Below are 13,969 nucleotides of genomic sequence, written 5' to 3'. Positions count from 1 at the left end.
AATCCGCGCAGGGTGAGCCGGCCCCTAAGGCGAGGGCGAAAGCCGTAGTCGATGGAAACCGGGTGAATATTCCCGGGCCTGCCAGAAGTGACGAATGCAATATGTTGTCGGGTCTTAACGGATTGATCCGGCTTTTGGCGCATTCCAGGAAATAGCTCTGGCATATAGACCGTACCCGAAACCGACACAGGTGGACTGGTAGAGCATACCAAGGCGCTTGAGAGAACGATGCTGAAGGAACTAGGCAAATTACTCGCGTAACTTCGGGATAAGCGAGACCCATCGTTGGGCAACCATCGGTGGGTGGCACAGACCAGGGGGTAGCGACTGTTTAGTAAAAACACAGGGCTGTGCGAAGTCGAGAGACGACGTATACGGCCTGACGCCTGCCCGGTGCCGGAAGGTTAAGAGGAGGTGTGCAAGCACTGAATTGAAGCCCCGGTAAACGGCGGCCGTAACTATAACGGTCCTAAGGTAGCGAAATTCCTTGTCGGGTAAGTTCCGACCTGCACGAATGGCGTAACGACTTCCCCGCTGTCTCCAGCATCGGCTCAGCGAAATTGAATTCCCCGTGAAGATGCGGGGTACCCGCGGTCAGACGGAAAGACCCTATGAACCTTTACTGCAGCTTTGCAGTGGCATCAGAGACATTCTGTGTAGGATAGGTGGGAGGCTTTGAACCCGGGGCGCCAGTTCCGGTGGAGCCATCCTTGAAATACCACCCTGACTGTTTCTGATGTCTAACCGAGACCAGTAAGCCTGGTCCGGGACCCTGCATGGTGGGCAGTTTGACTGGGGCGGTCGCCTCCCAAAGTGTAACGGAGGCGCGCGATGGTGGGCTCAGGTCGGTCGGACATCGACTGTTGAGTGCAATGGCATAAGCCCGCCTGACTGTGAGAGTGACAGCTCGATCAGAGACGAAAGTCGGCCATAGTGATCCGGTGGTCCCGCGTGGAAGGGCCATCGCTCAACGGATAAAAGGTACTCTAGGGATAACAGGCTGATCTCCCCCAAGAGTCCACATCGACGGGGAGGTTTGGCACCTCGATGTCGGCTCATCACATCCTGGGGCTGGAGCAGGTCCCAAGGGTTCGGCTGTTCGCCGATTAAAGTGGTACGTGAGCTGGGTTTAGAACGTCGTGAGACAGTTCGGTCCCTATCTGCCGTGGGTGTTGGAGACTTGAGAGGATTTGTCCCTAGTACGAGAGGACCGGGATGAACAGACCTCTGGTGCACCGGTTGTCGCGCCAGCGGCACAGCCGGGTAGCTAAGTCTGGACGGGATAATCGCTGAAAGCATCTAAGCGAGAAACCCACCTCAAAACCAGGTCTCCCCGAGGGCCGTGATAGACCATCACGTCGATAGGCCAGATGTGAAAGCGCAGCAATGCGTGCAGCTAACTGGTCCTAATCGCCCAACAGGCTCACTCACACCGCCTGCCCAGCAGGCAACACACATGCACAGCAATCATCCACACAACACACTCACCTCTCACCGCACCAACCTCACACGCCCAATAACACCCCACAGGGTGGACTGGACGACCTGGTGGCCATGGCGGGGATAGACCCACCCGATCCCATCCCGAACTCGGCCGTGAAATGCCCCAGCGCCTATGATACTGCGTCTCAAGACGCGGGAAAGTCGGTCGCCGCCAGGTCTTCCAGTCCACCCTACACAACACACACACCAGCGCGGGGTGGAGCAGCCCGGTAGCTCGTCAGGCTCATAACCTGAAGGCCGCAGGTTCAAATCCTGCCCCCGCAACCATACAAAATACAAAAACCCCGCTAAACCAATCGGTTGGCGGGGTTTTTGTTTGGCTGCATGGCGGGATGAAAATAAATACCAACCAAAATCAATGACCTAATTTCGCAGGTTCAAAGCGGGGCCGCTTAACCCGCAACCAATTGCGATAAATGTCCAGTTCTACGGTGACCTTGCCCCCTGAAATGCCCTCGCATTGAAGTAAGGTCTGTCCACTGGAGACAGACGATGAAGAAAGCGCGATTTACGCAGGACCAGATTATCGGGGTCCTGAAAGAGCATCAGGCGGGCGCTACGGCTGCGGATCTGTGCCGCAAGCACGGGATCAGTGACGCGACCTTCTACACCTGGCGGTCGAAATACGGCGGGATGGAGGTGTCGGAAGCGCGGCGCCTCAAGGCTCTTGAAGAAGAGAACGCGAAGCTGAAGCGGCTTCTGGCGGAGAGCGTGATGGACGTCTCGACGCTGAAGGAACTACTGGCAAAAAACTCGTGACGCCCGGTTTGCGGCGGGAAGCCGTGACCTGGGCGATCCGGGAGAAAGAGTATTCGCAGCGACGGGCCTGCCGGCTGATCGGCATGGACCCGAAGACCTGGCGCTATGCGTCACGCCGCCCGGATGATGCCGCAGCGCGCGGGCGGCTGCGCGAACTGGCTGGGGAGCGACGGCGATTTGGCTACCGGCGACTGCATATCCTGCTCGGCCGGGAAGGAATGACGATGAACCACAAGAAGCTGTTCCGGCTGTATCGCGAAGAGGGGCTGTCGGTCCGCAAGCGTGGCGGCCGGAAACGGGCGCTGGGCACGCGCTCGCCGATGATGCTGCCCGACGGGCCGAACCAGCGCTGGAGCCTGGATTTCGTCTCGGATGCATTGAACAACGGACGGCGCTTCCGGGTGCTGACGGTGGTCGACGACTACACGCGCGAATGTCTGGCGCTGGTGGCGGACACCTCGTTATCAGGCGAACGCCTCGGTCGTGAACTCGACCGGATCGGCGAGCATCGCGGCTGGCCGCTGATGATCGTTAGCGACAATGGCACCGAGATGACATCGAACGCGATCCTGGCCTGGCAGCAGAAGCGATCGGTGCTGTGGCACTATATCGCACCGGGCAAGCCGCAGCAGAACGGGTTCGTCGAGAGCTTCAACGGCCGGTTCCGCGACGAATGCCTCAATGAGCATCTGTTCCGTAACATCGCCCACGCTCGGACGGTCATCGAGGACTGGCGGGCCGACTACAACGCCGTCAGGCCTCACACCAGCCTCAATGGCATGACGCCAGAGGCTTTCGCTCAACACGCCACCAAGGCATACAACAATACACAGACCCTAACTCAAAACTGAGGGCACGTTCGGGGCAGGGTCACGCGCTTTCTTCATCGTCTGTCTCCAGTGGACAGACCTTACTTCAATGCGAGGGCATTTCAGGGGGCAAGGTCAGGGGCCGCTTGCTGTTGGGATTGGGCTGTGTCCCGAGGTGTGGTGTAGGAGCGAGTCTGGCTGCTGAGGCGGCCATCGCCGGTCTTTGATAGGGTTCGGGTGCGAACTGAACCTGAAGGACCTGACGATGACCGACGAGAAGATGGCGCTGCTGGAGCTTGTGGAGCAAGCGTCGGATGGCGATTTTGTTCGTGAGATGCTGGCGTTCGCTGCCGATCGGATGATGGAGATGGAGGTTGAGGCCGGGACCGGTGCGCCGCTTGGCGCGCGTTCGGCCTCCCGCTCGACCCAACGCAACGGCTACCGCGCTCGGAACTGGGACACCCGGGCGGGCACGGTGGAGCTTGCGATCCCGAAGCTACGCAAGGGCAGCTATTTCCCGACCTTCCTGGAGCCGCGGAAAACGGCGGAAAAGGCACTGCTGGCGGTCATCCAGGAAGCCTACGTCCAGGGTATTTCCACGCGATCGGTCGATGATCTCGTCCGCGCGATGGGCGCCGGGGGCATCTCCAAAAGCCAGGTCAGTCGTCTGGTGGGCGAGATCGACGAACGGGTCAACAGCTTCCTGTCTCGGCCGATCGAGGGCGAATGGCCGTATCTCTGGATCGACGCCACCTATCTGAAACTGCGCCAGGGTGGCCGGATTGTCTCGATTGCCGTGATAATCGCCGTGGGCGTAAATACGGACGGCCGTCGTGAGGTGCTCGGCGTGGCGACGGGACCGTCCGAAGCGGAAGCGTTCTGGACGGATTTCCTGCGCTCCCTGGCCGATCGCGGCCTGCGCGGCGTGAAGTTGGTGGTGGCCGACGCGCATGCCGGACTGCGGGCCGCGGCCGGTCGCGTGTTCAATGCGACCCTGCAACGCTGCCGGGTGCACTGGCTGCGCAATGCGCTCGCCCATGCCCATGCGAAGCAGCGTCCTGCCATCTCGGCCCTGTTGCGCACGATCTTCACGCAGGAAACCGCCGAGGATGCGTCACGCCAATGGCGGCACGTCACCGACAAGCTGCGCGAAGGCTTTCCGAAGCTGGCCGAATTCATGAAGCGGACGGAAGTGGACGTGCTTGCCTACATGGGCTTTCCTCGGGAGCATTGGACGCAAATCTCGTCGACGAACCCGATCGAGCGGGTGAACAGGGAGATCAAGCGTCGCTGCGACGTCATCGGCATTTTCCCCAACGATGCCGCCATTATCCGCCTCGTCGGCGCGCTGATGCTCGAACAGAACGACGAGTGGGCGGTCTGCCGACGTTACATGACGCTGGAAGGACTGGCCGCCATCAGCCATAATCCCACAATCAGCCTGCCCGCCGTGGCCGCCTGATAACCTCGAACCCTTCGAGGAACGGTGCTCCTACACCACACCTCGGGACACAGCCGCGCAGGGCGTTGCCCCGCAGGGTGGTGTTGTTCCACTTACCGCCCGTGGGGCTGGGGACGCCTTCGTCGTTCAGGCGGCTGGCGATAGCAAGCGCGCTGCGCCCCGACGCGAACTCACGGAAGATGCGGCGGACGATCTCCGCCTGCGCGGGATCGATCTCGCGCTCGCCCCGGATCTGTTCGCCCTTTGCGTCGAACTGCCGGACGACGCGATAGCCGTAGCACAGGCCGCCGCCGGACTTGCCCGCCTCGACCCGGCCGCGCAGGCCGCGATGAGTCTTCATCGCCAGATCCTTGAGGAACAGGGCGTTCATGGTGCCCTTGAGGCCGACGTGAAGCTCGCTGATCTCGCCCTCGGCCAGGGTGACGATGGTAACGCCCGCGAACTGGAGACGCTTGAACAGGGTAGCGACGTCGGCCTGGTCGCGGGACACGCGGTCCAGGGCTTCGGCCAGCACGACGTCGAACTGCGCGGCCTGGGCGTCGCGCAGCAGGGTCTGGATGCAGGGACGCAGGATCATGCTGGCCCCGGAGATCGCCGCGTCGCGGTAATACTCCACCACCTGCCAGCCCTCGCGCGCGGCGCGTTCTTCACAGAGGCGGAACTGGTCCTCGATCGAAGCCGCCCGCTGGTTGTCCGAGGAATAGCGGGCATAGAGAGCAACGCGGGTCATGGTGAATCTCCCGACAGGTGGTTTTGTAAGGTTTACCTCTTGCGGCTTCTGCTGCTGGGCTGACGTGTCCGATCGGCTGGCGTCTCCGGGATGCGCCCGGTTGCCGCCGTGTAGATTTCGTTGTCCTCGCGGCGTCCGACCGCGATGACGAAGATGACGATCCGCTGTTCCACGACCTGATAGACAAGGCGATAGCCGTCCTGCCGCAGCTTGATCTTGTAGAATCCCGCGAGATCGCCGTGCAGTTCGTTACCGGGAGAATGCGGGTTCAGAACCAGTTTTTCGAGCTTTTTCTCGAACTTCCTGCGAATGCTGCCGTCAAGCCCGTCCCATTCCCGAAGTGCGCGATCATCGAATTCGATCGCGTATTCAGTCATCCGGATGGCGCGCCTTGAGTTCCGCCAGCGTCATGCGGTGGCGGGGGGCGGGATCGGCGAGGCGTTCTCGGACGATTTCGATCAGCCTTGCATCTTCGTCGGTCACAAGCCGCCGCTTGACCGGTGGCTGGCCGGTCTCGGCGATATAGGCCAGGGTATCGCGCAGGACGTCGGAGAGAGACAGGCCGTGCGCGGAGAGTTTGGCGACAGCGGCGGATTTGAGGGCGTCATCGACACGGAACGTCACGGCGGACATGGCTTCCTCCTGATTGCATGACAAACGTAATACATTTGTGCGAATGGAGGAAGCGCAAAAGTGGGTGATACCGGCCTCCCTGAAATGGTCCCATGGATAGGACGGGCATCATTCATCCGGTTCCTCCCGACTTGCCGTACTGCGGCCCGACGGATCGTTGTCGTTGGCGGTGTCAATCTCACCCAGCCGCCGTTCGAATTCCTCGCGGGCGATCTGGCGTCCCAACATCCTGGCGAGGATGAATACCAGTTCGTCCATCCGCGCTTTCATCGCCGGATCGGATGAGGTTCCCGATGGGTTGTTATCATTGGCCGGCGCGATCGGCCCAGTCGTCGCCGTGCGATCCTTGTCCGTCATCGTCCTGCCCTTTCCGTCTGGAGAGAACCAGATCATGGGGCATAAAAAACGAATACTTCAAGGCGATCACATTGTACTTCTGAGGTGGGACAATAGTACTGGTGTCGGCAATTGTCGGCGTGTGCGTACTCTGGCGTATCCGGGCGTAATCCGGCGGACGACAAAAGCAGAACATTCGGTGATATGATGAATAACTATTAATTATTCTGAGGGTTTTGTGAATGAGGTGAGGCGTCAGAAGCACGGAATCGTCAGTTGAGCGCCGCATAATTCACAGCGTTGCTACACCTGCTTTTGCCATCGGGCCGGATCGTGACGGGGCAGGTAAGCCCCTTGGTTTTTCTGCCCCAAAACGCCGCCTGGAGACCAGGTGAGCCGAGCGCCGTGCTGGGCGTGGCCCAACTTGCACGCGATGTGGTTGCTCGCGTTGGTAGAGGTTCCCCTCCGTTACGCGAGGCTCTTTATCACGGAAAGCATGCAAGAGTTCAACGGGTCTTCGCGGCATCATAGACGGCAGAGTTCACCAGCGCCGCCACCAGCCTCTCCGCCAGATGTAGCCGCGCGGAGTCCAGAACCAGCGGCCCGGCTCCCAGACATAGCCTCGGCGTGGCAATGGCACCATTTCGTAGGGTGGCACCGGTGGTGGGGGGCGAATGATCGTGAGGGGAGGCGGTGCAATCACGACAGGCGGAGGTGGCGGCGCGACCACGACTGGTGGTGGAACGACAACTGGAGGTCCAGCATAAATCCACGGCCTGGCCTCCGCCGGAGCGGCACTCAGCATGGTCGCGGCGAAAGCCGCGGCCCGCAACTTCCATCTGAGAGCCTGTTTGGAAAGTCATGGATGAGCGTTTCTTCGGGTGAGATTGGCGCCCATGGCGACGAAGATCATGGCCTGTGAGACATCGATGCGACGCTCGTAATCGCGCACGAGGCGTCGCCATCGGGTCATCCATCCGAAGGTTCGCTCCACGACCCAGCGCCGGGGGAGAACCTCAAAGCCTTTCGCTCCGTCCCTGCGACGGATCACCTCGACGACGAAGTCCAGGTAGGCAGCCTTGTCCATCAACTGGAGCCGGTCATAGGCACCGTCCGCGAATAGATGCTTGACCCACGGCCAGCGCTTGCGGATCGCGTCCAGGATCATCTGCGCTCCGGCGCTGTCGGAGATGTCCGCCGGCGTCAGGTTGACCATCAGCAGGCGTCCGTCCGTATCCACGGCGATATGCCGCTTGCGCCCGACAATCTTCTTTCCAGCGTCGTAACCTCTTGTTTTCGCGTGCGGCGCCTTGATGCTCTGGCTGTCGATCACTCCGGCCGAAGGGCTGGCTTCACGGCCCGAGCGCTCCCGGTCAAGCATCAGTTCCACATCATGAATGGTCTGGAACAGGAACCGCCGGGCCAATTCCCTGAACCAACCATAGACCGTACGCCAATGCCCGAAATGGATCGGCAGCATTCGCCAGCCGCAGCCGGATCGAACCAGGTAACGAACCGCGTTGATCACCTCGCGGAATTCGATCTCGCGCGGACGCCCCGTGCGTCCCGGCTCGGGCATCAGTGGCGCGATGCGCGCCCATTCCTCCTCCGTCATATCAGACGGATAACGCTTCGTCTTGCGGGTAATCCTGGCCATGCGGCCTCTCTGCTCTGGCGTCCACATCCAGAGCTTGAATCACACTTCAGCGACTTTCCAAACAGGCTCTGACGCTATCAGGCATTGTCCTGGTCCACTCTGAACACGCGATGATGCTTTATAGCACGATGCCCGTGAAACGGGCATGGGTCCGTCTCACTCGCGAAGACGCGCAGGCAATGAAAACGCGAACGATAGAGGACGCCCAAACCAGCCTTTCTGCATTTTTGATGCCTCTTGACACCATGCACGGAGTTCCCAGATTGAATTTGCCGGCCGCCGAAGGGGTCGGCAGACAGAACTATCAGTTTTGATCTTGTGTCCATGTTGCTCAAAGGAGGATATGGCTATGAGAGCCACCGTTGATTTTGCTCCCCTGTTCCGTTCGAGCGTGGGTTTTGACAGAATGCTCAATGCCCTTGATCTCGCCAGCCGGATTCCGACGGTCGATAACTGGCCGCCTTACGATATCGTCAAGACCGGTGAGGATGATTACCGGATCGACATGGCGGTTGCCGGACTTGCCGAGAATGACCTTACGATCACACAGGAGCGTAATACTCTTGTCGTGACGGGACGAAAGGCGCAAGAGCCGCAAAGCGCCGCCGAATATCTCCATCGGGGTATTGCGGGCAGAGAATTCGAACGCCGCTTCGATCTGGCCGAGCATATGAAAGTCACCGATGCGCACTTCGAGAACGGACTTCTGTCCATTACCCTGAAACGTGAGATACCCGAAGCGATGAAGCCGCGTCGTATCGCGATTACGTCCTCTGCAACACGTGCGGAGGAAGCCGTGCCCCAGATCGAGGCTCGGAAAGAGGCAGCCTGATGGCGTGACGAAAACTCTCCCCCGGCCATTCATCCGGCCGGGGGAGAATCTCGAAAGGTCCTGAGCGTGAAGAGGACGAAAATATCTCTGTCGTGCGCTGCTCTGGGCTTGTCTCTACTGAGCCAGTCGGGCGCACATTGAAGCGTCCCGGGTTTCCCGGAGGCCATTTGGTTTGAGTCACGCAGCCATATCGATGATCTCGAGGGCTGCATAGTAGTTGGCTTCGGCCTCGGCGGGTGGGATATAGCCGATGGGGCCAAAGAGGCGATGGTTATTGAACCAATCGACCCAGCGCAATGTTGCCATTTCCACGGCCGATACGGTCGGCCAGGAAGGCTGCCGCCAGATGACCTCGGCCTTGTAGAGGCCGTTGATGGCCTCGGCCAGGGCATTGTCATAGGAGTCCCCGACGCTGCCGACCGAGGGTACCAGATCGGCCTCGGCCAGGCGCTGGGTGTAATTCATGGCGAGGTATTGGACGCCCCTGTCACTATGGTGGATCAAGCCATCCTCGGGTCCGGGCCTGCGGGCATGGATCGCCTGCTCCAGGGCGTCCAGCACGAAGCCGGCGGTGGCTGACGTGCTGACCTTCCAGCCGACGATGCGCCGGGCATAGGCGTCGATCACGAAGGCGACATAGACGAAGCCGGCCCATGTGTGGACGTAGGTGAAATCGACCACCCACAGGGCATTCGGCCGGCTCACGCGGAATGCGCGGTTCACCTTGTCCAGCGGGCACGGAGCCTTGGGATTGCTGATGGTCGTGACCGTCCTCTTCCCTCGCCGAATGCCGGCTAGGCCCATGGCACGCATCAGGCGTTCCACGGTGCATTTGGCCACCTCAATGCCTTCACGGCGCATCTGATGCCAGACTTTGCGCGTCCCGTAGAGCTTTGAACTGGCGTCATATACCCGCTTGATCTCGTCCTTCAGTTCGTCGTCGCGCCGGGCACGCGCAGGCCGCCTGGCGGGGTCCGCCAGACGGACAGCATGTTCGTGATAGGAGGATGGGGCAATCGCCAGTTCGCGGCAGATCGGCTCGATACCCAAGTCCTCGCGATGGGCGTCGATGAACGCCATCATCATTTCCCGCGGCGGTCGAGCTCCGCCATCGCAAAATACGCCGATGCCTTGCGCAGGATCTCGTTGGCGCGGCGCAACTCCTTGACCTCGCGCTCAAGTTCCTTGAGCCGAACGCGTTCGTCACCAGCTTGCCCCGCCGGTCCCGCTCGCCGCCTGGCCTCATCGCGGCACCAGCGGCGCAAGGTCTCCGCCGTGCAACCGATCTTGGCAGCAATCGATGTCATCGCAGCCCATTCCGACCCGTAATCGGCCCGATGCTCCCCAACCATACGGACCGCACGCTCACGGACCTCAGGCGAAAATCTCTGGCTCATCGTGTTCATCATAGCTCCTTCTCACAGATAGGAGCCTCCGCGAAACCCGGGACGCTTCACATGCTGGTGATATTGTCCGGACGGCTGCAACATCGTTCGATGCGAGGGCGACTGAGGGAACGTCCACAATCCCCAAAACCGGGGCTCGCACTCATTACGAAGACGGTACGGGTGATATGCTGGTTGACAGCTTGAACGCAAGCCAGTTGGATCAGAACTACAAGGGGCCGGTCTATTATCCCGGACAACCCATTCCGCCGTTCCGGCCCATCGACACAGATCATCTGGCACAGTCAGGGTCACAGACGGCGAAGAAGACGTCCTCATCGCACGGGACGTAATGGGGATTTGAGTAAAGGCGGTGTTATAGACCGCCTTTACCTCGATTCTTCAGGATGAAGACCGTTCAGGCTCACAGCGGGCCGCAGGATTATCTTCGAGATGCGCCTGTTCCCTGGCATCGCGCGCGACACGCGCATCCTGCTCGCGGACCAGCCAGTAGACGACGCCCAGCGCCAGAACAGCCGCCGAGAGAGCGAATAGTTCCATGGCAGTCACGTCATGCAGATCCAGCAGGATGAATTTGCGGGCAATCGCCAGGAGGGCGATCAGGACGATGGTCCGCACCCGGATGACGTTCTCATGCTGGGCAAGAACGACCAGCAGGGAGTGTTTGAACTCAAGGGCGATGATAACAGTAAAGATTGCGCCAAAAATCGCCTGGAAGATCGTCTGGTTGATCGGATCGATTCCGACATCGACGACCAGATGCCATACCGCGCCGATCAGATGAATCGTCGCGATGGCGGTGACCAGCATGATGAGCGCAATCAGGGTCAGAATGATCGCCTGTTCAAAACGCTCGTAGAATGTCAGGCCCCTGAACAGCTTGATGAAGCGGGACCAGTCCCTGCTCTGCCAGGAACGTTTCATGGAGAGGTCTTCCATAGCCGTTTTCCGATCTATTAATTGCGTTATAGTTCCCACGCCCTGGGGCTGGTTTTTCTTTTAGAGCCCGATCCGAAAGTTTTTGAACAATACCAGCCTGTTGTGATTCATCCGTCTTTGCGAAGAGATGGAGTGAATGGTGACATGGACTGGTATTGCCCGACGTGAACATAGCCGGGAAGGGTTGCGATATCCATCGGATATGACGGACGGGGAGTGGGCTTTGATCATGCCATTTGTACCCCCGGCGAAACGGGGCGGTCGCCCCCGCACTACGGATATGCGCGAGGTGGTCAACGCGATGCTCTACATAGCCTCGGCCGGGTGTGCGTGGCGCCTGCTGCCGAAATGCTTTCCGCCGGTCTCGACCGTCAGGCGCTATTTTTACGCCTGGCGTGGTGCCGGAGTGTTCGAAGTCATGAATACGGTGCTGGTCATGAGCCTGCGCGAGATCGAGGGGCGTGAAGCCTCTCCGAGCGCGGGCGTGATTGACAGCCAGTCGGTGAAAACCACGGAAAGTGGCGGGCTTTCGGGCTATGACGCGGGGAAGAAGGTCAAGGGCCGCAAGCGCCATATTGTGACGTGTAGAAGTTTGCACTTAATCTGACGGACGGCTTGAAGTGGCCGGCGTGGATGCTACGCGTTCATGTGGTGTTCGACGTGGCGCCCGATATCTTTTTCGCGGGCGTGGTGGGCTGCGTCAAGGAAGGTTTGCATCGGGGTTTTGCCGAAGCAGTATCGTCCCTGGTGGGTGCGATTGCGGTTGAAGTCATCCATCCATTCGTCGAGGTCTGCCTGGAGTTCGTGGATGCTGTCGTAGATCTTGCGGCGAAAAGTGACACGATAGAACTCGTCGAGCATGGTCTTGTGGAAGCGCTCGACGATGCCGTTGGTCTGCGGGCTGCGCGCCTTGGTGCGGGTATGGTCGATGTTCTCCACCGCCAGATAGAGTTCGTATTCATGGCGGTCATGAGAGCCGCAGAATTCGGTGCCCCGGTCGGTCAGCACGCGCTGGAGCGGGAGATCGTGCAGCTCGAAGAAGGGGATGACGCGGTCGTTGAGCAGGTCGGCAGCGGTAACCGGGGTCTTGCGGTCATAGAGCTTGGCGAAGCCGACCTTGCTGTAGGTATCGACGAAGGTCTGCTGGTAGACGCGACCGACGCCCTTCAGGGTGCCGACATAGAAGGTATCCTGGGCGCCGCAATAGCCGGGACATTCGGTCTCGAACTCGCCCCAGGCCTCCTTGTCGGCCTTGGCCTTCTCCAGGGCCGCAAGCTGGCTTTCGGTGAGGATCAGCCGTTCCTGGGCCATCTTGGCTTCGAGCGCCTTGAGGCGGAGCTTCATGGTAGCGAGGTCGTGGCGCAGCCAGATGCTGCGCACCCCGAAAGGAGAGACGGTGACGCCGCGCTTGAGCAGTTCGTTGGCCACGCGGGCCTGGCCCCAGGCCGGTTGTTCGATGGCGATCGCGACCACTGCTTCCTCAACCGCCGGCTCGACGCGGTTTTTCAGCAAGGGTTTGCGGCGGGAGAGTTCCTGGAGCGCGATTTCGCCGCCTTTGTCGTAGAGCTCCTTGAAGCGGTAGAAGCTGTCGCGCGAATACCCCATCATCTTGCAGGCCTGGGAGACGTTGCCCAGTTGCTTCGATAGTTCCAGCAGGCCAACTTTGGCGCGGATGATCTTCTGGTCACGGGTCATGAGGATATCCTCCGATGGCTGCGGCGGGGGCTGCGTCGCCCGGCCACTCCGCCCCCGCCGCAGCCCTGGTTGAGCTTCAGCAGACACCATCCGTCAGATTTAGTCGAGACTTCTACATGTGACGGATACCTGCGGCTTCCTGATCTTTCTCCTCGTTCATGCCGCCGACATCCAGGACCGTGATGGGGCTGTTGATGTCCTGGCAGCGATACGCAGGCGCTTTCCCTGGCTGCGCCACATCTTCGCTGATGGCGGCTATGCTGGCGACAAATTGCGATCCGCGCTCGCCTCCATGGGAAAATGGACCCTTGAAATCATCAGGCGGTCCGATACGGCGAAGGGCTTTCAGAGCCTGTTTGGAAAGTCATGGATGAGCGTTTCTTCGGGTGAGATTGGCGCCCATGGCGACGAAGATCATGGCCTGTGAGACATCGATGCGACGCTCGTAATCGCGCACGAGGCGTCGCCATCGGGTCATCCATCCGAAGGTTCGCTCCACGACCCAGCGCCGGGGGAGAACTTCAAAGCCTTTCGCTCCGTCCCTGCGACGGATCACCTCGACGACGAAGTCCAGGTAGGCAGCCTTGTCCATCAACTGGAGCCGGTCATAGGCACCGTCCGCGAATAGATGCTTGACCCACGGCCAGCGCTTGCGGATCGCGTCCAGGATCATCTGCGCTCCGGCGCTGTCGGAGATGTCCGCCGGCGTCAGGTTGACCATCAGCAGGCGTCCGTCCGTATCCACGGCGATATGCCGCTTGCGCCCGACAATCTTCTTTCCAGCGTCGTAACCTCTTGTTTTCGCGTGCGGCGCCTTGATGCTCTGGCTGTCGATCACTCCGGCCGAAGGGCTGGCTTCACGGCCCGAGCGCTCCCGGTCAAGCATCAGTTCCACATCATGAATGGTCTGGAACAGGAACCGCCGGGCCAATTCCCTGAACCAACCATAGACCGTACGCCAATGCCCGAAATGGATCGGCAGCATTCGCCAGTCGCAGCCGGATCGAACCAGGTAACGAACCGCGTTGATCACCTCGCGGAATTCGATCTCGCGCGGACGCCCCGTGCGTCCCGGCTCGGGCATCAGTGGCGCGATGCGCGCCCATTCCTCCTCCGTCATATCAGACGGATAACGCTTCGTCTTGCGGGTAATCCTGGCCATGCGGCCTCTCTGCTCTGGCGTCCACATCCAGAGCTTGAATCACACT

The 13,969-nt window shown here is 60.3% G+C and carries 12 protein-coding genes, 1 tRNA gene, 2 rRNA genes, 3 pseudogenes and 1 other annotated feature (1 of these 19 cut by a window edge); of the genes and pseudogenes, 8 read left to right on the top strand and 10 right to left on the bottom strand.

The annotated features are described in order from the left end of the window. From GDIA_RS08865 to GDIA_RS08840, 5 genes are all read left to right on the top strand, one after another. A 23S ribosomal RNA gene (locus tag GDIA_RS08865) occupies positions 1-1,431 on the top strand; it begins 1,310 nt to the left of the window's first position. Positions 1,432-1,544: 113 nt separating this feature from the next. Then, positions 1,545-1,660: ribosomal RNA gene (rrf, locus tag GDIA_RS08860) — 5S ribosomal RNA — on the top strand. A gap of 33 nt (positions 1,661-1,693) precedes the next feature. Continuing rightward, positions 1,694-1,770 (top strand) — tRNA-Met (locus GDIA_RS08855). 225 nt (positions 1,771-1,995) lie between these two features. Beyond that, positions 1,996-3,113, top strand: a protein-coding gene (locus tag GDIA_RS08845) for an IS3-like element ISGdi11 family transposase (RefSeq protein WP_157864127.1) whose coding sequence is annotated in 2 segments (ribosomal slippage) — positions 1,996-2,248 and positions 2,248-3,113 — 1,119 coding nt in all. Because the reading frame shifts where the segments join, the coding sequence is not laid out codon by codon here. 223 nt (positions 3,114-3,336) lie between these two features. After that, on the top strand, positions 3,337-4,533 hold the full coding sequence (locus tag GDIA_RS08840) for an IS256-like element ISGdi8 family transposase (protein WP_012553962.1): 1,197 nt from the start codon (positions 3,337-3,339) through the stop codon (positions 4,531-4,533). Between the two features lie 52 nt (positions 4,534-4,585). Here GDIA_RS08840 and GDIA_RS08835 read toward each other — a convergent pair. The 6 genes and pseudogenes from GDIA_RS08835 to GDIA_RS08815 form a co-directional block, all read right to left on the bottom strand. Then, positions 4,586-5,263 (bottom strand): annotated as a pseudogene (locus GDIA_RS08835) (recombinase family protein); the annotation flags it as partial. Positions 5,264-5,295: 32 nt separating this feature from the next. Then, on the bottom strand, positions 5,296-5,640 hold the full coding sequence (locus GDIA_RS08830; RefSeq protein ID WP_012223960.1) for a type II toxin-antitoxin system RelE family toxin: 345 nt from the start codon (positions 5,638-5,640) through the stop codon (positions 5,296-5,298). Continuing rightward, entirely contained in the window at positions 5,633-5,896 is a 264-nt protein-coding gene (locus GDIA_RS08825) for a type II toxin-antitoxin system RelB/DinJ family antitoxin (RefSeq protein WP_010511780.1), read from the bottom strand. Before GDIA_RS08825 ends, GDIA_RS08830 begins: the two co-directional genes overlap by 8 nt. 108 nt (positions 5,897-6,004) lie before the next feature. Next, entirely contained in the window at positions 6,005-6,253 is a 249-nt protein-coding gene (locus GDIA_RS08820; protein ID WP_010511782.1) for a hypothetical protein, read from the bottom strand. A gap of 520 nt (positions 6,254-6,773) precedes the next feature. Next, positions 6,774-6,875, bottom strand: a complete 102-nt coding sequence (locus tag GDIA_RS19895; RefSeq protein WP_124296136.1) for a YXWGXW repeat-containing protein — start codon at positions 6,873-6,875, stop codon at positions 6,774-6,776. 216 nt (positions 6,876-7,091) lie between these two features. Next, positions 7,092-7,916 (bottom strand): IS5-like element ISGdi2 family transposase, encoded by an 825-nt coding sequence (locus GDIA_RS08815; RefSeq protein WP_012553437.1) that lies wholly within the window; start codon positions 7,914-7,916, stop codon positions 7,092-7,094. A gap of 322 nt (positions 7,917-8,238) precedes the next feature. On the opposite strand from GDIA_RS08815, the gene GDIA_RS08805 reads away from it, so the two are divergent. Further along, positions 8,239-8,721, top strand: a complete 483-nt coding sequence (locus GDIA_RS08805) for an Hsp20 family protein (RefSeq protein WP_012223951.1) — start codon at positions 8,239-8,241, stop codon at positions 8,719-8,721. Between the two features lie 177 nt (positions 8,722-8,898). On the opposite strand, the gene GDIA_RS08800 is transcribed toward GDIA_RS08805, so the two are convergent. Next, positions 8,899-10,127 (bottom strand): IS3-like element ISGdi14 family transposase gene (locus GDIA_RS08800; protein ID WP_157864211.1). Its coding sequence is split into 2 segments (ribosomal slippage): positions 8,899-9,839 and positions 9,839-10,127, totalling 1,230 coding nucleotides; the frame shifts between segments, so codons are not numbered across the junction. Then, positions 9,732-9,846, bottom strand: a sequence feature (AL1L pseudoknot). It overlaps the preceding gene by 115 nt. Before the next feature lie 381 nt (positions 10,128-10,508). Further along, complete coding sequence (locus GDIA_RS08790) at positions 10,509-11,066, bottom strand: phosphate-starvation-inducible PsiE family protein (protein WP_012223947.1); 558 nt, start codon at positions 11,064-11,066, stop codon at positions 10,509-10,511. A 136-nt stretch (positions 11,067-11,202) separates the two neighbouring features. Between GDIA_RS08790 and GDIA_RS08785 the strand changes: the two are divergent. Then, positions 11,203-11,649 (top strand): annotated as a pseudogene (locus tag GDIA_RS08785) (IS5-like element ISGdi1 family transposase); the annotation flags it as partial. A 53-nt stretch (positions 11,650-11,702) separates the two neighbouring features. On the opposite strand, the gene GDIA_RS08780 reads toward GDIA_RS08785, so the two are convergent. After that, positions 11,703-12,761, bottom strand: a complete 1,059-nt coding sequence (locus GDIA_RS08780) for an IS481-like element ISGdi10 family transposase (protein WP_012222646.1) — start codon at positions 12,759-12,761, stop codon at positions 11,703-11,705. 118 nt (positions 12,762-12,879) lie between these two features. On the opposite strand from GDIA_RS08780, the pseudogene GDIA_RS18570 reads away from it, so the two are divergent. Then, positions 12,880-13,116: pseudogene (locus tag GDIA_RS18570) on the top strand (transposase); the annotation flags it as partial. Positions 13,117-13,125: 9 nt separating this feature from the next. On the opposite strand, the gene GDIA_RS08775 reads toward GDIA_RS18570, so the two are convergent. After that, entirely contained in the window at positions 13,126-13,950 is an 825-nt protein-coding gene (locus tag GDIA_RS08775; protein ID WP_012553959.1) for an IS5-like element ISGdi2 family transposase, read from the bottom strand. Positions 13,951-13,969: the final 19 nt, after the last annotated feature.

It is taken from the genome of Gluconacetobacter diazotrophicus PA1 5, assembly GCF_000021325.1.
GTDB classification, from domain to species: domain Bacteria; phylum Pseudomonadota; class Alphaproteobacteria; order Acetobacterales; family Acetobacteraceae; genus Gluconacetobacter; species Gluconacetobacter diazotrophicus.
Note: the sequence above shows the minus strand (reverse complement) of the source record. Positions and strands in the feature narration are given on the sequence as shown.